The organism is Mycobacterium sp. NGS63 (genome assembly GCF_059812295.1).
On record NZ_JCALCJ010000004.1, the window covers coordinates 540,281 to 559,274 of the forward strand.

At 70.1% G+C, this 18,994-nt stretch carries 23 protein-coding genes and 2 pseudogenes; 14 read left to right on the forward strand and 11 right to left on the reverse strand.

Annotated elements, in window-relative coordinates; genetic code table 11:
- Positions 1-6: 6 nt before the first annotated feature.
- The 7 genes and pseudogenes from AC5Y4Z_RS13190 to AC5Y4Z_RS13220 form a co-directional block, all read left to right on the forward strand.
- Positions 7-111: pseudogene (locus AC5Y4Z_RS13190) on the forward strand (hypothetical protein); the annotation flags it as partial.
- Positions 108-1,250 (forward strand): DNA-processing protein DprA, encoded by a 1,143-nt coding sequence (gene dprA, locus AC5Y4Z_RS13195; protein ID WP_499964345.1) that lies wholly within the window; start codon positions 108-110, stop codon positions 1,248-1,250. The pseudogene AC5Y4Z_RS13190 and the gene dprA, both read left to right, overlap by 4 nt.
- A 42-nt stretch (positions 1,251-1,292) precedes the next feature.
- On the forward strand, positions 1,293-2,141 hold the full coding sequence (locus AC5Y4Z_RS13200; protein ID WP_499964347.1) for a siderophore-interacting protein: 849 nt from the start codon (positions 1,293-1,295) through the stop codon (positions 2,139-2,141).
- A 23-nt stretch (positions 2,142-2,164) separates the two neighbouring features.
- Complete coding sequence (locus tag AC5Y4Z_RS13205; protein ID WP_499964349.1) at positions 2,165-3,325, forward strand: alpha-hydroxy-acid oxidizing protein; 1,161 nt, start codon at positions 2,165-2,167, stop codon at positions 3,323-3,325.
- Between the two features lie 33 nt (positions 3,326-3,358).
- The gene (locus AC5Y4Z_RS13210) at positions 3,359-4,249 is read left to right on the forward strand and encodes a tyrosine recombinase XerC (RefSeq protein ID WP_499964352.1); all 891 of its coding nucleotides are present in this window, start codon (positions 3,359-3,361) and stop codon (positions 4,247-4,249) included.
- 56 nt (positions 4,250-4,305) lie between these two features.
- On the forward strand, positions 4,306-4,530 hold the full coding sequence (locus AC5Y4Z_RS13215; protein WP_499964355.1) for a CopG family transcriptional regulator: 225 nt from the start codon (positions 4,306-4,308) through the stop codon (positions 4,528-4,530).
- Positions 4,520-4,951: a TA system VapC family ribonuclease toxin gene (locus AC5Y4Z_RS13220; protein ID WP_499964358.1), complete on the forward strand. Its 432-nt coding sequence runs from the start codon at positions 4,520-4,522 to the stop codon at positions 4,949-4,951. Before AC5Y4Z_RS13215 ends, AC5Y4Z_RS13220 begins: the two co-directional genes overlap by 11 nt.
- Before the next feature lie 12 nt (positions 4,952-4,963).
- On the opposite strand, the pseudogene AC5Y4Z_RS13225 reads toward AC5Y4Z_RS13220, so the two are convergent.
- Positions 4,964-5,428: pseudogene (locus AC5Y4Z_RS13225) on the reverse strand (M23 family metallopeptidase); the annotation flags it as partial.
- Between the two features lie 249 nt (positions 5,429-5,677).
- Here AC5Y4Z_RS13225 and rpsB point away from each other — a divergent pair.
- Genes rpsB through AC5Y4Z_RS13240 form a run of 3 tightly spaced genes read left to right on the forward strand, consistent with a single transcriptional unit; the run spans position 5,678 to position 8,754 of the window.
- The gene (gene rpsB / locus AC5Y4Z_RS13230; protein ID WP_499964361.1) at positions 5,678-6,520 is read left to right on the forward strand and encodes a 30S ribosomal protein S2; all 843 of its coding nucleotides are present in this window, start codon (positions 5,678-5,680) and stop codon (positions 6,518-6,520) included.
- 1 nt (position 6,521) lies between these two features.
- Positions 6,522-7,349, forward strand: a complete 828-nt coding sequence (gene tsf / locus AC5Y4Z_RS13235; protein ID WP_499964363.1) for a translation elongation factor Ts — start codon at positions 6,522-6,524, stop codon at positions 7,347-7,349.
- Positions 7,350-7,359: 10 nt separating this feature from the next.
- Entirely contained in the window at positions 7,360-8,754 is a 1,395-nt protein-coding gene (locus tag AC5Y4Z_RS13240) for an amidase (RefSeq protein WP_499964365.1), read from the forward strand.
- Here the strand turns inward: AC5Y4Z_RS13240 and AC5Y4Z_RS13245 are convergent.
- Entirely contained in the window at positions 8,751-9,170 is a 420-nt protein-coding gene (locus tag AC5Y4Z_RS13245; RefSeq protein WP_499964367.1) for a MarR family winged helix-turn-helix transcriptional regulator, read from the reverse strand. The two genes, AC5Y4Z_RS13240 and AC5Y4Z_RS13245, sit on opposite strands and share 4 nt — an antisense overlap.
- Positions 9,171-9,280: 110 nt before the next feature.
- Here AC5Y4Z_RS13245 and AC5Y4Z_RS13250 point away from each other — a divergent pair, with 110 nt between their 5' ends.
- The 3 genes from AC5Y4Z_RS13250 to AC5Y4Z_RS13260 are packed head-to-tail and all read left to right on the forward strand — an operon-like array spanning position 9,281 to position 10,534.
- Positions 9,281-9,817, forward strand: a complete 537-nt coding sequence (locus tag AC5Y4Z_RS13250; protein WP_499964369.1) for a DUF1360 domain-containing protein — start codon at positions 9,281-9,283, stop codon at positions 9,815-9,817.
- A gap of 3 nt (positions 9,818-9,820) precedes the next feature.
- The gene (locus AC5Y4Z_RS13255; protein WP_499964371.1) at positions 9,821-10,234 is read left to right on the forward strand and encodes a ChaB family protein; all 414 of its coding nucleotides are present in this window, start codon (positions 9,821-9,823) and stop codon (positions 10,232-10,234) included.
- A gap of 36 nt (positions 10,235-10,270) precedes the next feature.
- Positions 10,271-10,534 (forward strand): DUF2795 domain-containing protein, encoded by a 264-nt coding sequence (locus AC5Y4Z_RS13260; RefSeq protein ID WP_499964374.1) that lies wholly within the window; start codon positions 10,271-10,273, stop codon positions 10,532-10,534.
- 6 nt (positions 10,535-10,540) lie between these two features.
- Here AC5Y4Z_RS13260 and AC5Y4Z_RS13265 read toward each other — a convergent pair whose 3' ends face one another.
- The 9 genes from AC5Y4Z_RS13265 to AC5Y4Z_RS13305 form a co-directional block, all read right to left on the reverse strand.
- On the reverse strand, positions 10,541-10,684 hold the full coding sequence (locus AC5Y4Z_RS13265; protein WP_499964376.1) for a hypothetical protein: 144 nt from the start codon (positions 10,682-10,684) through the stop codon (positions 10,541-10,543).
- Between the two features lie 5 nt (positions 10,685-10,689).
- Complete coding sequence (locus AC5Y4Z_RS13270) at positions 10,690-10,896, reverse strand: hypothetical protein (protein ID WP_499964378.1); 207 nt, start codon at positions 10,894-10,896, stop codon at positions 10,690-10,692.
- Positions 10,893-11,501 carry a DUF5947 family protein gene (locus AC5Y4Z_RS13275; protein WP_499964381.1) on the reverse strand — a complete coding sequence of 203 codons (609 nt, stop codon included), beginning with the start codon at positions 11,499-11,501 and terminating at the stop codon, positions 10,893-10,895. Before AC5Y4Z_RS13275 ends, AC5Y4Z_RS13270 begins: the two co-directional genes overlap by 4 nt.
- Positions 11,498-12,046 (reverse strand): NifU-related iron-sulfur-binding protein, encoded by a 549-nt coding sequence (locus AC5Y4Z_RS13280; protein WP_499964383.1) that lies wholly within the window; start codon positions 12,044-12,046, stop codon positions 11,498-11,500. Before AC5Y4Z_RS13280 ends, AC5Y4Z_RS13275 begins: the two co-directional genes overlap by 4 nt.
- Entirely contained in the window at positions 12,043-13,839 is a 1,797-nt protein-coding gene (locus tag AC5Y4Z_RS13285; protein WP_499964386.1) for a nickel-dependent hydrogenase large subunit, read from the reverse strand. The genes AC5Y4Z_RS13280 and AC5Y4Z_RS13285 overlap by 4 nt, the downstream gene beginning before the upstream one ends.
- A 30-nt stretch (positions 13,840-13,869) precedes the next feature.
- Complete coding sequence (locus AC5Y4Z_RS13290) at positions 13,870-14,931, reverse strand: NADH-quinone oxidoreductase subunit B family protein (RefSeq protein ID WP_499964388.1); 1,062 nt, start codon at positions 14,929-14,931, stop codon at positions 13,870-13,872.
- Between the two features lie 16 nt (positions 14,932-14,947).
- Entirely contained in the window at positions 14,948-15,493 is a 546-nt protein-coding gene (locus AC5Y4Z_RS13295; protein ID WP_499964392.1) for a hemerythrin domain-containing protein, read from the reverse strand.
- Entirely contained in the window at positions 15,472-16,827 is a 1,356-nt protein-coding gene (locus tag AC5Y4Z_RS13300) for a hypothetical protein (protein ID WP_499964396.1), read from the reverse strand. The genes AC5Y4Z_RS13295 and AC5Y4Z_RS13300 overlap by 22 nt, the downstream gene beginning before the upstream one ends.
- 105 nt (positions 16,828-16,932) lie before the next feature.
- Positions 16,933-17,655 carry a potassium channel family protein gene (locus AC5Y4Z_RS13305; RefSeq protein WP_499964825.1) on the reverse strand — a complete coding sequence of 241 codons (723 nt, stop codon included), beginning with the start codon at positions 17,653-17,655 and terminating at the stop codon, positions 16,933-16,935.
- A 102-nt stretch (positions 17,656-17,757) separates the two neighbouring features.
- Here AC5Y4Z_RS13305 and AC5Y4Z_RS13310 point away from each other — a divergent pair, with 102 nt between their 5' ends.
- Entirely contained in the window at positions 17,758-18,930 is a 1,173-nt protein-coding gene (locus AC5Y4Z_RS13310; protein ID WP_499964398.1) for a phosphatidylserine decarboxylase, read from the forward strand.
- The last annotated feature ends 64 nt before the right edge of the window (positions 18,931-18,994 follow it).

The following is an 18,994-nucleotide window of genomic DNA, read 5'->3' on the forward strand; positions in this document are numbered from 1 at the left end:
GCTGTTCTTGTGGTCGCGTGGAGCCTGGCCGATCTGGCCGGCCGCGTCGCGCCCGGGCTCGAGGAGGTCGCCACCGCGCTCAGCTTCCGGCAACCCGGGGCGCAGCGATGAACGATCCGGTGTGGCGCGCGTGGGCCTACCTGTCCCGGGTCGCCGAACCGCCCTGCGCGGAGCTGGCCGCGCTGGTGCGACGCGTGGGGCCGGTGGAGGCCGCCGACCGGGTCCGGCGCGGGTCGGTCGACGACGCGCTGGCCCGGCACACCGAGGCCAGGCGCGAAATAGACCGGGCCGCAGCCGATCTGGCGCTGCTCGACAACCGCGGCGGCCGATTGATCACGCCCGACGACGATGAGTGGCCGCTGCTCGCCTTCGCCGCGTTCGACGCCGCCGCGGTGAAGGCACGCGGCGGTCCGCCGCTGGTGTTGTGGGCGTTGGGCCCCCAACGCCTCGACGAGGTGGCCCAGCGCGCGGCCGCCGTGGTCGGCACCCGCGCCTCCACCGTCTACGGCGAGCACGTGGCCGCGGACCTGGCCACCGGGCTGGCCGAGCGCGACGTCACGGTGGTCTCCGGCGGCGCCTACGGCATCGACGGCGCGGCCCACCGCGCGACGCTGGACTGCGCGGGGGTCACCGTCGCCGTCCTGGCCGGCGGGATCGACATCCCGTATCCGGCAGGCCATTCGGCGCTGCTGCACCGCATCGGCCAGTGCGGGCTGGTGTTCAGCGAATACCCGCCGGGCGTCCGCCCCGCGCGGCACCGGTTTCTGACCCGCAACCGGCTGGTCGCCGCCGTCGCGGGCGCGGCCGTGGTGGTCGAGGCGGGCCTGCGCAGTGGCGCGGCGAACACCGCCGCCTGGGCCCGGGCGCTCGGCCGCGTGGTGGCCGCGGTGCCCGGGCCGGTGACCTCGTCGGCGTCGGCGGGTTGTCACGCGCTGCTGCGCAACGGCGCGGAGCTGGTCACCCGGGCCGACGACGTCGTCGAGCTGGTCGGACGCATCGGCGAGCTCGCGCCCGAGGAACCCCACCCCACCACGGCGCTCGACGGGCTCGGCGACACCGAACGGCGGGTGTACGAGGCGCTGCCCGGCCGCGGCGCGGCCACGGTCGACGAGATCGCCGTCGCATCCGGCCTGGCGCCCGAGCAGGTGCTGGGCCCGCTGGCCATCCTCGAGCTCGCGGGGCTGGCGCGCCGCGACGAGGGGAGGTGGCGCATCGTCCGCACCCGGGCTGCGACGCCGCGGCTCGTATAGTCGACGGAGGTCGGGGCTCGATAAGAGGAGACAGGAGGATCAGTGGCAGGTCGACCTCTGCAGAGCTTCCAAGTCGCCCGCACCGAACAACTCACCCGGCACATGGTCAGGGTGGTGCTCGGCAGCGCGCACTTCGACAAATTCGTGCCCAGCAAGTTCACCGACTCCTACGTGAAGCTGGCCTTCCTGCCCGGAGACGTCGACGTGTCCGGGCTGCCGCATCCCCTGACCCTGGACAGCTTCGCCGACCTGCCCCGGGAGAAGAAGCCGACGGTGCGCACGCTGACGGTCCGGCGCGTCGACCCCGACGCCCACGAGATCACCCTCGACGTGGTCGTGCACGGCGAGCACGGGGTCGCGGGCGCGTGGGCCGCGACGGCGCAGCCCGGCCAGCCGATCTACCTGATGGGCCCCGGCGGCGCCTACACCCCCGACCCGACCGCCGACTGGCACCTGCTGGCCGGCGACGAGTCGGCGCTGCCGGCCATCGCCGCGGCGCTGGAAGCGCTGCCGCCCGACGCCGTCGGTCAGGCGTTCATCGAGGTCGCCGGCCAGGAGGACGAGATCCCGCTGACCGCACCGGAATCCGTCGACGTGAGCTGGGTCTACCGCGGCGGCCGCGCCGATCTGGTGCCCGAGGACCGCGCCGGGGACTTCGCGCCGCTGATCGAGGCGGTCAAGGCCGCGCCCTGGCTGCCGGGCCAGGTGCAGGTGTTCATCCACGGCGAGGCGCAGACCGTCATGCACAACCTGCGGCCCTACATCCGCAAGGAGCGCGGCGTGGACGCGAAATGGGCGTCGTCGATCTCGGGTTACTGGCGCCGGGGCCGCACCGAGGAAACCTTCCGGCAATGGAAGAAAGAACTGGCCGAGGCAGAAGCCACCGGCTGAGCGCCGGCTGGCATGCTCGTCGCATGGCATTCGGTGACTACCAGTTCGAGATCTACCTGCAGGGCCTGGCCGGCACGGTGCCGTCGCTGCCGGTGGCCTACGCCGAATTGGAAGCCAAGGCGCGCGCCGCGATGTCGCCGTCGGTGTGGTCGTACGTCGCCGGCGGCGCGGGCGACGAGCGCACGCAACGGGCCAACTGCACCGCCTTCGAGCGCTGGGGACTGATGCCGCGGATGTTCGTCGGCGCCGACCAGCGCGACCTGTCCGTGCAGCTGTTCGGCATGACCCTGCCGTCGCCGCTGTTCATGGCGCCGATCGGGGTCATCGGCATCTGCGCCCAGGACGGCCACGGCGACCTGGCCACCGCCCGCGCGGCCGCGGCCACCGGTGTGCCGATGGTGGTGTCGACGCTGACCGCCGACCCGCTGGAAGACGTGGCCGCCGAATTCGGCGACACCCCAGGCTTTTTCCAGCTCTACACCCCCAAAGACCGTGACCTGGCCGCCAGCCTCGTGCACCGCGCGGAGGCCGCCGGCTACCGCGGGATCGTCGTCACGCTCGACACCTGGGTGCCCGGCTGGCGGCCGCGCGACCTCAGCACTGCCAACTTCCCGCAGCTGCGCGGGCATTGCCTGAGCAACTACACCAGCGATCCGGTGTTCCGCGCCGGCCTGCAGCAACCGCCCGAAGCCGACCCGCGGGCCGTCGTGCTGCGCTGGGCGCAGCTGTTCGGCAACCCCCTCACGTGGGACGACCTGCCCTGGCTGCGTTCGCTGACCGACCTGCCGCTGCTCGTCAAGGGGATCTGCCACCCCGACGACGCCCGGCGCGCCAAAGACGGCGGCGTGGACGGCATCTACTGCTCCAACCACGGCGGCCGGCAGGCCAACGGCGGCCTGCCCGCGATCGACTGCCTGCCCGGGGTGGTCGAGGCCGCCGACGGGATGCCGGTGCTGTTCGACTCGGGGGTCCGCAGCGGCGCCGACGTCATCAAGGCGCTGGCGTTGGGGGCCACCGCGGTGGGCATCGGCCGCCCGTACGCCTACGGCCTGGCCCTCGGCGGCGTCGACGGCATCGTGCACGTGCTGCGTTCGATCCTGGCCGAGGCCGACCTGATCATGGCCGTCGACGGCTATCCCACCCGCAAAGATCTCACCCCGGACACGCTTCGGCGCGTCACCTGAGCGCAGCGCCCCGCGCCTGCGAACGTTGATGGCGTGGAGGCGATCCTCGACGAGTTCGACGAGTACCTGGACCTGCAGTGCGGGCGCTCGGCGCACACCCGCCGGGCCTACCTGGGCGACGTGCGCTCGCTGCTCGCGTTCCTGGACGGGCGCGACCTGGACACGCTGAGCCTGCCGGTGCTGCGGTCGTGGCTGGGCGCATCCGCCGCGGCCGGTGCGGCCCGCACGACGCTGGCCCGTCGCACCTCGGCGATCAAGGCGTTCACCGCGTGGGCGGCGCGGCGCGGCCTGCTCGCGAGCGACCCGGCGGCGCGGCTGCAGGTGCCCAAGGCGCACCGCACCCTGCCGTCGGTGCTGCGCCAGGATCAGGCGGTGGCGGCCATGACGGCCGCGAAATCCGGTGCGCAGCAAGGCGATCCACTGGCCTTGCGGGACCGGCTAGTCGTCGAGATGCTCTACGCCACCGGCATCCGGGTAAGCGAACTGTGCGGCCTTGACGTCGACGACGTGGACGCCCACCACCGGCTGGTGCGGGTGCTCGGTAAGGGCGACAAGCAGCGCAGCGCGCCGTTCGGGGCGCCGGCCGCCGACGCGCTGGCGGCCTGGCTGGCCGACGGGCGTCCCGCGCTGGCCACCGCGCAGTCCGGCCCGGCGCTGCTGCTGGGCGCGCGGGGAAAGCGGCTCGACGTGCGCCAGGCCCGCACCGTCGTGCACCAGACCATCGCGGCCGTCGACGGCGCGCCCGACATGGGCCCGCACGGCCTGCGCCACAGCGCGGCCACTCACCTGCTGGAGGGCGGGGCCGACCTGCGCGTCGTCCAGGAGCTGCTGGGCCATTCCAGCCTGGCGACCACCCAGCTCTACACCCACGTCGCGGTCTCCCGGCTGCGGGCGGTGCACGACCAGGCCCACCCGCGGGCCTAGCATGCTGATGTTGTCGGCGATGCATCATGATGCGCCGCCTCCGGTAGCATGGGGTGATGCGAACAACTGTCGTGATCGATAGCGATGTCGCCAGTGAGATCGAACGGCTTCGCCGCGAAGGCCTGGGCATCAGCGAGGCGCTGAACCTTCTCGCGCGGCGAGGAATGGCCAAAGCCGCCGCCACCAAGCCCGCCAAGTACGAGCACCGGACGTCGAACCTCGGCCTCAAGGTCGACGTCACCAACGTCGCCGAGGTGCTCGACCTGCTCGATGATCGTTGACGCGAACCTGCTGTTGTATGCGGTGGACGGAAAGAGCCCCAACAACGCGGCCGCCGCAGCCTGGCTGGAACGCACGCTCAACGGCGACAGCCGGGTAGGGCTGCCCTGGCAGACCGTCGGCGCGTTCCTGCGGATCGTCACACATCCGCGGGTCACCGAGAACCCGCTGTCAGCCGCCGAGGCCTGGCGATACATCGACGATTGGCTGGCGATCCCGGTGGTGTGGATTCCGCCCGCGACCGAGACCACCGCACGGGTCTACGGGAAGCTCTGCGCCCGAGTGGAAATCACCGGCAATCTCGTCCCCGATGCACAACTGGCCGCCCTTGCGATCGAACACGGTGTCGAGATCGCCTCGGCGGACACGGATTTCCTGCGGTTTCCGGGCGTCCGCTGGACCAACCCGCTTGAGCACGCGTGAGCGCTACCCGCCCAACGGCTTGAGCCGGATCGGCGTGGAGCGCAACAGGCCCAGCGGGTCGACGTAGCGGGCGCCCGACGCCGGGCCCCACATCGCGCCCCAATGCAGACACGCCGCGGCCGGGCAACCCGCGTGGCCCGCGACCAGCTCACCGAGCACGGTTTGCGAGTTCACCGCCTGCCCGGCCCGCACCCGCGCCCGGACCGGCTCGTAGCTGGTGCGCAGGCCGCCGGGATGGGCCAGCGACACCACCGGCCGCCCGGCCAGCAGCCCGGCGAACACCACGGTCGCCGCGCCGGCGGCGTACACCGGCTGGCCGGGGGAGCCGGGCAGGTCCACGCCCCGGTGGCCGGGGTTCCAGTCGGGCGACGGGGCGTCGAACCCCCGACTGACGGCGGGGGGCGGGCGCAGCGGCCACTCCAGCCGCCCGTCGTCCGCGCTCGCAGGCGCCGCGCCGACCAGGCCCAGCGTCAGCATCACCGCCACCCGCCGCACCCGCCCAGTCCAGCGCGACGAAGCCGATCGGGCCACTCAGCGCTGTGGACAAAGCACCTGGCGAAACGGTGTAAACTGCATTCCGCGGTCCGTGAAAACGGGCTGACTTCGCGTGTCTGCACCAAAGAAGATGCCGAGCGGTCCCTGATACAGGGTTGGGCATCTCGACAGACACCAGGGCCCGGCCTCACCCGATGCCGGGCGACAACCGACAAAAAGGAATAGCGGCCAATGGCTGTCGTAACCATGAAGCAGCTGCTTGACAGCGGCACCCACTTCGGGCACCAGACCCGACGCTGGAATCCCAAGATGAAGCGGTTCATCTTCACCGACCGCAACGGCATCTACATCATCGACCTGCAGCAGACGCTGACGTTCATCGACAAGGCGTACGAGTTCGTCAAGGAAACCGTCGCCCACGGTGGCACGGTGCTGTTCGTCGGCACCAAGAAGCAGGCGCAGGAGTCCGTCGCCGCCGAGGCGACCCGCGTCGGCATGCCGTACGTCAACCAGCGCTGGCTGGGCGGGATGCTGACCAACTTCTCCACGGTGCACAAGCGGCTGCAGCGCCTCAAGGAGCTCGAGGCGATGGAGCAGACCGGCGGCTTCGAGGGCCGCACCAAGAAGGAGATCCTGGGCCTGACCCGGGAGAAGAACAAGCTGGAGCGCAGCCTCGGCGGCATCCGCGACATGAACAAGGTGCCCTCGGCGGTCTGGGTCGTCGACACCAACAAGGAGCACATCGCCGTCGGCGAGGCCCGCAAGCTGGGCATCCCGGTCATCGCGATCCTGGACACCAACTGCGACCCCGACGAGGTGGACTACCCGATCCCCGGCAACGACGACGCGATCCGCTCGGCCGCGCTGCTGACCAAGGTGATCGCCTCCGCGGTCGCCGAGGGCCTGCAGGCCCGCGCCGGCCTGGGCCGCGGCGACGGCAAGCCCGAGGCGGAAGCCGCCGAGCCGCTCGCCGAATGGGAGCAGGAGCTGCTGGCCTCGGCCACCGCGACCGCCGCCCCGTCCGCCCCCACCGACGCCGCTGCGGGCCCCACCGACACCCCCACGGAAGGCTGATATGGCGAACTTCACCGCCGCCGACGTCAAGCGGCTCCGGGAACTCACCGGCGCCGGCATGCTCGACTGCAAGAACGCGCTGGCCGAGTCCGACGGCGACTTCGACAAGGCCGTCGAGGCGCTGCGGATCAAAGGCGCCAAGGACGTCGGCAAGCGCGCCGAGCGGGCCACGGCCGAGGGCCTGGTCGCGGCCAAGGGCGGCGCGCTCATCGAGCTGAACAGCGAGACCGACTTCGTCGCCAAGAACGCCGAGTTCCAGGCGCTGGCCGACCAGATCGTCGACGCCGCGCTGGACGCCAAGGCCACCGACGTCGACGCGCTGAAGGCTTCTCCTATTGACAAAGATTCGGCGACTACGACCGTCGAGCAGGCCATCGCCGACCTGTCCGCCAAGATCGGCGAGAAGCTCGAGCTGCGCCGCGTGCAGTACTTCGACGGCAACGTCGAGGCCTACCTGCACAAGCGCGCCGCCGACCTGCCGCCGGCCGTCGGCGTGCTCGTCGAGTTCCAGGGCGACAACCAGGACGCCGCCCACGCCGTCGCGCTGCAGATCGCCGCGCTCAAGGCGCGCTACCTGTCCCGCGACGACGTGCCCGAGGATGTGGTGGCCAGCGAGCGGCGCATCGCCGAGGAGACCGCCAAGGCCGAGGGCAAGCCGGAGCAGGCGCTGCCCAAGATCGTCGAGGGCCGGCTCAACGGCTTCTTCAAGGACGCGGTGCTGCTCGAGCAGCCGTCGGTCTCCGACAACAAGAAGACCGTCAAGGCCCTGCTCGACGAGGCCGGCGTCACCGTGACGCGCTTCGTCCGGTTCGAGGTGGGCCAGCAGTAGCATCAGCCGGATGCGACATGTGCACGCGTTCGGCGACGACGCCCTCGGTGACCTCGACGCGGTCGGCCTGGCCGACGCGATCCGGACCGGTTCGGTCGGGCGAGCCGACGCCGTCGAGGCCGCCATCGCCCGCGCCGAGGCCGTCAACCCGGCCCTGAACGGCTTGGCGTACAACGGGTTCGAGCAAGCCCGCAAGGCCGCAAACCGCGACGGGGCGTTCTCCGGCGTCCCGACGTTCGTCAAGGACAACGTCGACGTCGCCGGGCAGCCGACCATGCGTGGCACCGACGCGTGGGCGCCCCAGAACGCCGCCGCCGACGGGGAGTTCACCCGGGTGTTCCTGGGGACGGGCCTGACGTCGCTGGGCAAGACGCAGATGTCGGAGTTCGGGTTCAGCGCATCGGCCGAACACCCGCGGCTGGGGCCGGTCCGCAACCCGTGGGACACCGACCGCACCGCGGGCGCCTCGTCCTCGGGCTCCGGCGCGTTCGTCGCGGCCGGGGTGGTGCCGATCGCCCACGCCAACGACGGCGGCGGCTCGATCCGCATCCCGGCCGCCGTCAACGGGCTCGTCGGCCTCAAGCCGTCGCGCGGCCGGCTGCCGCTGGACGCGGAGCTGCGCCGGATGCCCGTGGGCATCGTCGCCAACGGGGTGCTGACCCGCTCGGTGCGCGACACCGCCGCCTTCTACGCCGAGGCCGAGCGGCTGTGGCCCAGCCCCAAGCTCAAGCCGGTCGGCCACGTGACCGGGCCGGGCAAGAAGCGGCTGACGATCGCGGTGTCGACCCGCTCGGTCCTGCGCGAATCCAGCCCCCAGGTGCGGGAGCTGACCCTGAAGTCCGCCGCGCTGCTCGAGGAGCTGGGCCACCGCGTCGAACCGATCGACCCCCCGGTGCCGGCCAGCTTCGTCGACGATTTCGTGCTGTATTGGGGCTTTCTGGCGATGACGCAGGTGCGCGCCGGGCGGCGGCTGTTCGGCGACACGTTCGACCGCACCCGCCTGGACGCCCTGACGCTCGGCCTGGACCGCCACGCCAGCCGTAACCTGCACCGGCTCCCGCTGGCGATCGTGCGCCTGCGCAGGCTGCGGCGGCGCACCGCGCGACTGTTCGGCACCTACGACGCGGTGCTCACGCCGACCCTCGCCGACGAAACGCCGCGCGTCGGCTACCTGGCCCCCACCGACTACCGGCAGGTGATGGACCGGCTCATCGACTGGGTCGCGTTCACCCCGCTGCAAAACGTCACCGGCGAGCCCGCGATCTCGCTGCCGCTGACCCGGTCCGCCGACGGCCTGCCGGTGGGCATGATGCTGACGGCCGACCTCGGGCACGAGGCGCTGCTGCTCGAACTGGCCTACGAGCTCGAGGAGGCCCGGCCCTGGGCCCGCATCCAGGCCGGCTAGTCGGAGCCCAGCTTTTCCAGCATGCGTTTGAACTCGCGCTGCTGCGCGTCGGTCAGCTTGCCCAGGATCCGCGCGTCGGCGACCCGGACCGCGGCCTCCGCGCGCTTCAGCAGCGCGCGGCCCTGACCCGTCAGCGTGGCCGGTAGCGCGCGCCCGGAGGACACCGACGCCGGCCGTTCCACCGCGCCGATGTTCTCCAGCCCCCGCAGCACTGTGTTCATCGCCTGGGGCGTGACGTTGGTGTGCCGGGACAATTCGGCGCTGGACATGCCCGGATACAGCGAAAGGATGCGCAGGCAAACGAATTCGGGCAGTGTCAGGTCCAGCGGACCGAGCACCGCGGAAACCTCCGGTCGCAGCACGGCTCCCACCCGGTAGAGCAGATAACCAAGCGGAGCGTCTTCGGCCTGACCCATGTCAGCGATCTTGACATATCTCGCATCGCCGCGGGCCATTCGCCCAAGATCGTGATTTTCGGCCGCTCAACGGGGTAACCCACTCAGGACCCGAACCCGAAGGAGCGCCCATGGGCGAAGCACCCGAAATCACCGAGAAGGTCGCCGACCGTGCGCGGCGGGAAGCCGACGCGTATCGCGGGGATAACCCCCGGCCGCTGGAGGGCTACACGGTGGTCCTCGCCATCTACGGGCTGCTGGTCACCGTCACCGCCGCCATCGCCGCGGCTACCGGGCGCAGGCTGCCCGAGCGCTGGGGCGTCCAGGACCTCCTCACCGTCACCGTCGGCACCCACAAGCTGTCGCGCACAGTGTCCAAGGACGCCGTGACCAGCCCATTGCGGGCGCCGTTCGCCCACTACGCGGGTTCCGGGGGCCCGGCCGAGGTGATGGAGGAAACCCGGCAGGGCAGCGCGCTGCGGCACAGCGTCGGGGAGCTGTTGACCTGCCCCTTCTGCCTCGACATGTGGGTGGCCACCGGGTTCGTGATCGGGCTGATCTTCGCGCCGCGGCTGACCCGGCTGGCCGCGGGCACCTTCACCGCCCTGGCCGGCGCCGACTTCCTGCAGCTGGCCTACGCCAAGGCCCAGCAGTTGACGGAGGGCTAGCCGGTGCCCAAGACGACGAAAAAGGGAGACGCGAAACAAAGCGAGCTGCCCAGCACCCTGCGGCGTTCCGACGACAAGGCCCAGCGCACGTTCGCCAAGGCGCACGACTCGGCGGCCGAACAGTACGGCAGCGAGGAGCGCGCCCACCGGGTGGCCTACGCCGCGGTCAAGCACAGCTTCGAAAAGGTCGGCGACCATTGGGAGCCCAAGGAGCAACCGGGCCCGTCGGACGAGCGCGCCGAGCGCGGCGGGCTGCGCAACACCGGCGAATCGGCCGAGGGCGTCGACGCCAACGCCAGCAAGCGGCACCTGCTCGACGTGGCACGCCGTCTCGACGTGTGCGGCCGGTCGACGATGACGAAATCGGAGTTGGTCGACGCGATCAAAAAGGAGAACCGCCGGCGGCGCGGCCGGTGAAGTTTGAGCCGCCATCCCCTGGGCACCCCGACAGCCATGGTCGCATCCACCACTCGTAGCCGGCTTCGACAATGTCTCAATGACGTGGATTTCCCGGCAAGCAAGCAGGACCTGCTCGACGCCGCCGGCCGCAACGGCGGCGACGACGAGACCGTCCACGCGCTGCGGGCGATCCCGCCGGAGACCTACAACAACATCGCCCAGGTCGCCGCGTCGGTCACCATCGCCGACGACACCGAGGGCGACAACCCGTCCGGCAGCGCGATCGTCGACGAGCTCGGCGAAAACCGGGGATCCTGAACGGGTTCAGATCGATTCGCTCTTGATGTAGCGGATGATGGCGGGCGCTTCTCGCCACGCGAAGGCCAGCGCGCCCAGGCCCAGGACGCCGAGCACCGCGTAGACGACGGTCATCGGAATGGAGACGTGCACTGCGTCGGTTGCGTTCATGGCGATCATCCGGGCGGCAGGTTGGGCATGATGGGCAGCATTGCGTTGTGTTTCTTCGGGTGCACGCCGGTGGAGCGGCGCGCGTCGGCGGTGCCGTCCTTGTTGTGGCCGACGTTCCTGGTGTACGGCCCCTGGTTGCCCTGCTGGACCCGCCACGAATGCGAGCCCGTCGTGGGCTTGGCCCGCGACTTGCCCACTCGTATCTTGCTCATACCAATTCCCTTCTGTCGTGCGGCTTTTCGTGTAGCTCTCCGAAGAACTGGTCGATCGCGGGCCACACCCGGCTGCCGCCCGACAGGCCGCGCCATTCGCGCCGGATCACCGCCACCAGCCGGTAGCAGTCGTCGATCGGCACGATCCAGTGTTCGGCGGCGTCACGGGTGGTGTTGACCAGCACCGCCTCGACACCCGCGGCGAGGTCGCGGATCTCGGGGCGCTCGTCCTGCACGGCCCGCCACGCCGCGCCGTCCACCTCCCACTGGGTGACGCCGGCCCGGCTGGGATAGTGCGCGACCACCGCCCCGCCGGGTCGGCAGACGAAGAACGCCAGGCCGACCGGCACGCCCAGGCCGGTGGTGTCGAACGCCGGCAGTCTCCGCCGGCGCTCGGGGATGAGCCGGTAGTGCCCGCGCCCGGCCGCGTCGCGCTGGAAAAGCAGCCGGCACCCGCGGCACACGCACAGCACGTTGCCGTCGTGCTCGTCGAGCATGTGCCGGTGCACCTCGCCGATGGGCGCGTCGCACAACTGGCAGTGCTGGGATGCGTCCACCGTTTGCGGCGGCCGATGAATGGTGCGGCGCAAGGCATCCAGCGTCACGCGTGCACCCCGCGCGGTCGGGCCATCATCGTGTCCAGCGGGATGAACGCGGCCTCGCGGGCGGCGCCGCGCGCCGCGCCCGACACCACCTCGACGCCGGATAGCTCCGGCGCCAGCGCCAGCACCTCCTCGCGCACCACCTCGTCGAGCCCGGCGATCGACGAGCCGCAGCCGCGCTTGCTCAGCCGCACGGTGGCGACGCCACCGTCGATCCCCACCAATTCGACGGTGCCGCCGCGGTCCTCGACCGCTTCGGACACCTCGCGCAGGGCCCGCGCGACGCGATCGGCGACCGGCTCGGGATGGATATCGTGCAACACCAACAGGTGCCCCAGCAGCTCGTCGGCCAGGAACGCGGCGCGCGCCTGCGGCGTGGCGGCCACGCACCCGAGGGCGCGCGCCAGCGCCTCGCCGTAGACCCGGGCCAGCGCCGAAAGCGCCTCCCGCGCAATGTCTCCGGCCGGGCCCGGTGTCTCCTCGAGTTCGCCGAGCAGCTCGTCGAGCCGGGTCAGCTCCCGGCGCACCTGCTCGTCGGGTTCGGTCATGATCCGAGGTACTGGGTCGGCGAATGGGTCTTCTTGATGGTGCGCCCGCCGCCGACATACATGTGCACACCGCACGGCAGGCAGGGGTCGAAGCTGCGCACCGCCCGCATGATGTCGACGCCCCGGAAGTCGTCCGGGCCGTTCTCCTCGAAGATCGGCATGTTCTGCACGGCGTCCTCGTAGGGGCCGGGCGTTCCGAACGAGTCACGGGGGCTGCCGTTCCACGGGGTCGGCGGGTAGGGGTGGTAGTTGGCGATGACGCCCTTGTCGATCACCATGTGGTGGGAGAGCACCCCGCGCACCGCCTCGTGGAATCCGCAGCCGATCGCCTTGTCGTGCGGCACCTCGAAGTTGTTGAAGATCTTGGTGTCTCCGGCGCGCACCATCTCCATCGCCCGCTCGGCGAAGAAGAACGCCATCGCCGCCGCATAGGCGATGAAGTACGCCCTGGCCCGGTCGCGCTCGATCGCATTGGACCACTGCGGGATCTTCCACTCCAGCGTCGTCTCGGGCAGGTTGCGGCTCCTCGGCAGCGAGATCCGCACGCTGTGCCCGGTGGCCTTCACGTACGGGGTGTCGACGAGCCCGGACAGCGCCGTGCTGTACAGCCGGGCGAACGGACCGCCGCCGGTGTCCAGCGCCAGGTGCTCGCCGCTGTCCTTGTCGAACCACCGCGGGCTCATCACCCAGCTGTACTTGTCGTTGAAGTCCCGCTTCTGCGGGTCCGGCAGCGTCGTCTGGTTCCACGGGTGGCGGATGTCCACCGGGTTGCCCAACGGGTCGTGCGTCACGAACGGCTCCTCGTTGACCCAGTCCTCGTAATACGAACTGCCCAACAGGATCCGGATCCCCAGGTTGATGTCGACCAGGTCGTTGGTGACCAGCTTGCCGTCGACCACGACGCCCGGCGTGACGAACATCTTGCGGCCCCAGTCCGTCATGTGCTCGTAGCGGTAGTCGACCGAAAACGCGTCCTGCCAAGCGCCCCAACACCCGAGCAGCACCCGCCGGCGCCCCACTTCCTCGTAGCCGGGCAACGCCTCGTAGAAGAAGTCGAAGACGTCGTCGTTCATCGCGACGGCCTGCTTGACGAAGTCCAGGATGTCGATCAGCCGGCTCAGGTAGTCGGTGAACGTGGTGGGCGACGGCATGGTGCCGACGCCGCCGGGATACAGCGTCGAGGGGTGCACGTGGCGGCCCTCCATGATGCAGAACATCTCCCGGGTGGTCCGGCTGACCCGCAGCGCCTGCTTGTACACCTCGCCCTCGAACGGGTTGAACGCCCGCATGATGTCGGCGATGGTGCGGTAACCGTGAATATGGGCGTTGCGGGCCTCGGTGTTCTCCGCCTGCGCCAGCACGCCGGGGTTGGTGTCCTTGACCATCGCCTCGCAGAAGTCGACGAACACCAGGTTGTCCTGAAAGATGGTGTGGTCGAACAGGTATTCGGCCGCCTCGCCCAGGTTGATGATCGTCTCGGCCAGCGGCGGATTGTCGATCCCGTAGGCCATGTTCTGGCAGTAGATCGAACACGTGGTGTGGTTGTCCCCGCAGATGCCGCAGATGCGGCTGGTGATGAACCCGGCGTCGCGGGGGTCCTTGCCCTTCATGAACACCGAGTAGCCGCGGAACAGCGACGAGGTGCTGTGGCACTGCTCGACGGTCTTGGTGCCGAAGTTGATCTTGGTGTAGATGCCGAGGTTGCCGATGATCCGGGTGATCGGATCCCACGCCATCTCGATGGTCTGCGACGAGCCTTGGGCGCCGGTTTGCGCCGGTTCGGTGAGCGTCATCTCTGTGGTCCCTTCTTCAAAAGTCGTTGCTCACGGACGCCAGCGCGGGTCGTACCCGGTGGTCAGCGCGTCCTTCTTGTGGCGCCACTTGGGTTCGCGGTTGGCGCCGAGGTTGGTGATGCCGCGCATCCGGCGGATCAGTGCGCCATAGGGTTTGACGACCATCGACGAGAAGCTGCCGCCCGGCGGGGCGTCCATGAACGGCATGAACTTGTCCGGGAAGCCGGGCATGGTGCAGCCGATGCAGATCCCGCCGACATTGGGGCAGCCGCCGACGCCGGACATCCAGCCCCGCTTGGGCACGTTGCAGTTGACCACCGGCCCCCAACACCCAATGTGCACTTGGCATTTCGGCGAGTTGTAGTCGTGGGCGAAGTCGCCCTGCTCGTAGTAGCCGGCCCGGTCGCAGCCCTCGTGCACCGTCTTGCCGAAGATCCACTGCGGCCGCAGCATGTGGTCCAGCGGCGGCGGCGGGGCCGACCCGGCGGCGTGGTAGAGCACCCAGGTCAGCGTCTCCATGAAGTTCTCCGGCTGCACCGGGCACCCCGGGATGTTCACGATCGGCAGCGCGCCAGTGGATTTGAAATCCCAGCCCAGGTAGTCGCACAGCCCCATGGACCCGGTCGGGTTGCCCGCCATCGCGTGGATGCCGCCGTAGGCGGCGCACGTCCCCACCGCGACGACGGCCCACGCCTTGGGCGCCAGGTTGTCGATCCACCAATTCAGGGTCAGCGGCTCACCGGTGTCCAGGTCGTTGCCGAACGACGTCCAGTAGCCCTCCTCGAGGACGTTCTGGTTGGGTATCGAGCCCTCGATCACCAGGATGAACGGCTCGAGTTCGCCGCGGGCCGCCGCCCGGAACGGCTTGAGGAACTCCTCGCCGCCCAGGGTGGGGGACAGAACCTTGTTGTACAGGTTGACTTTTGGCAGCCCGGGGATCAACCCGGTCACCACGTCCTCGATCGGCGGCTGTGACGACGCGGTGATCGAGACGGTGTCCCCATCGCAGCTCATCCCCTCGGATATCCACAGGATGTGGACCTCGTCGAAGCCGTGCGGCTTGGGCTGGGTGGCTTCTTTTGGCAGCGTCATCGGTCCGTCCTTTCGGCTAGGTTTGGGGCCGCTTCTGGAACCGGTCGCGGAGCCGGTCGTAGAGCGCGGCGACGGGCGCGGCCAGCGCGAGCGCGGGCGGCTCGGTCGGGGCGTTGGGGTGCGGCCGGGTGGGCGCGACCTGTTTGGCTTGGTCGAGGACCTCACCGAGCTGCACGAGCGCGTCGGAGTCGACGGCCTCGCGCAGCTTCGGCCACAGCTGGCCTTCCTCGTCCTGGACGTGTTCCTCGATGTCCTTCTGCAACGACGCGATCAGCGATTCGGTCTCGTCGCGGCTAGCGCCGGCCTCGTCCAGCGCGACGAGCGTCTTCTTGACGCTCATGTGCTCGTCGAGGTGGTGGTCGATCTCCTCGTCACCGTCGGGCAAGGCCTGTTTGGCCAGCGGGTAGACCATCAGCTCTTCCAGCGCAGCGTGTTTGGAGAGCTCGCGGATGAGGATGTCGACCACCCCGCGGCGCTGCTTGTCGGTCTTCGCGGTCTCGTAGTCGCGGAATAGTTGCTCGACCATGCGGTGGTCGTGGTTCAACAGCTCCAGGGCGTCCATCTTTCCTCCTGCCGCTCACCGCCCTCGGGCGGCCGATCCGCCGGCGCCACCTCGTCGGGAGCGAAGTAGTAGAAGCGCCGGTACCACTCGTGCAGGTCGGCGCCGGGGTCGTCGGTCAGGGTGACCGCGATCTGGTACCGGTCGTCGGTGTCGACCAGTACGTCTTCGACGACGGCGAGCCGATCTGCCAAGAAGACGTCGTGGGCGTCGGTGCCGTGCGGGCGGGGACGCAGCCGCACCCGGCTGCCCTTGGCGATCCTGACGCCGGCGACGGTCACCGCGTTCGCCTCGGGCCCGCGGTGCGGCCGCAGGGAACGAATGGCGCCGTGCAGGCGGTCCATGATCTCCGGCGGCATCGCCTCGACGCGGTCGACGATCGCCGCGGCGCGCGGATCGGTCGCGCGGGCTTCGCGCTTCTCCTCGTCGGTGAGCGTTCCGGTGCGCAGCGACAGGATCTCGTCGATCTCGGCGGCGTCGAACAGGTCGCCCGGGCTTTCGGGGCTGACCGCCGGGTGGTCGTAGAGCAGGATCGGCGACGACAGCATCACGCGGCGGTCGCCGCCCAGCACCGGATAGGTGTGGACGTTGCGGCACCCCTTGACCGCCGGCGTGGCCCATTCGGGCGGGTCGAGCAGCGACACGAACGCGCCGGTGTCGACGCCGAGCAGCGTGTGGGTCCCAATCATGGACGCCCGCAACGCTTCTGAGCGCGCCGCCCCGGCCGGGACGCTGTCGTCACGGTTTTCGGTGCGCACCGAGAGCTTGGCCAACCCGAACGGGGCGTCGGCGTCGGTGACGGACAGCGCAATGCGCGCCGAGATCGGCCCGCAGGTGCGGACGACGCGGCCCGACCCGCCGGGGAGGAGCTCGACATCCTCCCCGGCCGGGGTCTGTAATTCGACGACGAGGGGCGTGCCGCGCAGCTCGGCCACGGTGGCCACCACGTCGTGTTCGCGCGCCACCGCGTCGTCGAAGGTGAGAAAGCGTTGGTCGCCGACGGTCAACGCGTCGACCGGCTCGAAGCCGCGGCCCCCGCGGGCCCGCTCGACGCTGCGATGGTGCACGTGCAGAAATCGCAGCCGCACGCTGACCACCGCCGTTTCGGGGGCCTCCAGCAGGCACTCGGTCTGTTGGTACCAGGCGTCCGCCGAGCCGGCCACGCTGGTGTCGGCCGCGCGGTCGGCCGGCAGCCAGCCGCGCGGCGCCAGCACGCCGAACTGCCAGCGCACCTTGTTCTTTGGCGACGAGCGGCGATACGGGTACAGCAGGTATCCCTCGTAGAGGACGGCGTCGGCCACGCCGGCGAGCGCGCTGAAGTCGGGCGGGTCATTCACGGTAGAAGCCGCTCGACCATGACAGTCACCCCGCTGCCAGCAGTGTCCGGTGCAACCGACCGGATTGGTTCGTCGTACCCGCTCGCCGGTGGCCCAAACAGCCAATTACCCGCTGGTTCGTCGCATCTCCTCTCTCAGCGCCGAGACTTCCCTGCGGAGGTCGTCGATGCCGGCGGCGGAGGCCGTGTAGCGGGCGGTCTCGGTGTCGGAAACGGCCTGAACTATCCACGACGCCAGCGATCCCGTGACCACACCGATCCAGCTGATGCCGCACACCATCAGCACCGCGGCGATCACCCGCCCGGGGACGCTGATCGGATACACGTCGCCGTAGCCGACGGTGGTCACGGTGGAGATGGCCCACCACAGCGCCTTCCCGAACGAGGTGATGGTGGCGCCCGGGCGATCGCGCTCTTGGGCGAGGACGGCCAGCGACCCGACATAGATCAACAGCGCGGCACCGCTGAGCGTGTAGAGCAGGATGCGGCCGCGCACCGCGTTGCCCACCGCCTTCTGCAGAGCTCCGAAGGCCACCACCGCCCGCAGCAGGCGCAGCGGCCCCATCAGTGGCAGGGCGACGATGACCACGTCGAACAGGTGGTGGACAAACCAGTGCAGCCGGTCGGACGCGAGCGTCAGGCGCACCAGGTAGTCGACGACGAACAGGGCCCACGTGCACCAGGTCGCCGCCCACACGAGGCGCGGCTCGACGCCGTGCGGCCGGGCGAGCACGTGGACGGAGTACATGGCCAGGTACGCCATCGCGACCAGCGCCAGCAGCCATCGGGTGCGCTGCTCCCAGACCTCTTCCCTGGTTCGTTCCGCCACACCGCTCACCTGTCGAAACTTCCCCGGAATGCGGACGGTTATGCACCCCCCGCCCCGGGGTGCGCCGGTTTGCGCCCCAACGGCGCGGGTACGTGACCGCACATGAGCCAGCCCGACATCGTCATCGAAAAACTCCGCAACGCCCTCGACAAGGAACAGGGGCTCGCCGGCCGACTCGAGCGGTCGTTGGCCAAGGCCCGCGAGTGGGCCAGCGCCGAGCTGAACCCCGAACTGTATGAGGCGCTGGAATGGCCCCGCGACATCGGGGAGTACGAGACCTACCTGAAGCGCTTCGTCCGGTGGGTGCCACACGAGTCGGACGCCGACGCGTGGAAGAACGAAAAGCGGCAGGCCCAGGAGGTCAGCGACCGCATGTCGCACTTCTACTTCCTGGTCGACCAGGGGGACGAGCCGCCACAGGGCTCCGATGTCTTTCGCGACTGGCTCACCGAATTCGCCCGGGAGTGGGGAAGTTTCCTGGACTCGCCCGAGTCGTTCAGCTCCGAAGCGCTGCAGTCGTTCATCGACAACGCGCCGGAGTACCGCATGCACGAATCCCTGGTCGACGGGGCGCCGAACGCGCCCAGCGGCTGGTTGACGGCCAACCAGTTCATCGCGAGGGAGATCAACGGGGGGCTGCGCCCCATCGTCGAGCCGACCAGCAACCTGGTGGTGACCCGCCCGGCCGACTGCCAATACCAGCACTCCTACGACATCGCCGACGACTCGAGCATCCCGGCCACCACCGTCAAGAACGAGAAGTACGGCAACATCAAGCAACTCATCGAGGGCAGCCAGTACGCCGAAAGCTTCGCCCGCGGCACGTTCGTCCACTACATGCTGCCGGTGCACGCCTACCACCGCTTCCATCTGCCGGTCGCCGGTCTGGTCAAGGAGTCGTTCCGGATCAACGGGAAGGTCTTCATGCAGGTCGGCCTCGAAGACGGCGAGTTCGCCGCCAGCGACAGCGCCAGCAGCGGCTACGAGTTCTCCCAGACGCGCGGCGTGGTCACCCTCGACACGTCGCAGTCGGATTGCGGCGACCTCGGCATCGTGGCGGTCATCCCGGTCGGCATGGCCCACGTGTCGTCGGTCGTCCTCACCGCGACGCCCGGCCGGCATATGGCCAAGGGAGAAGAATTCGGATACTTCCAGTTCGGCGGCTCGGACATCATCATCCTGTTTCAGGAGGGCGTCGAGCCGCAGCTGGACAAGAGCGAGGAATTCCGGCTCGTCGGCACGCCGGTAGCCCGCTGCCGCCCGCGCGCCGGCTGATCCCGGCCGACCGTTTAGACCCCCCGGCGGCCGGGAAGCCTGCCGCAGGGTTGATCCGTCACGC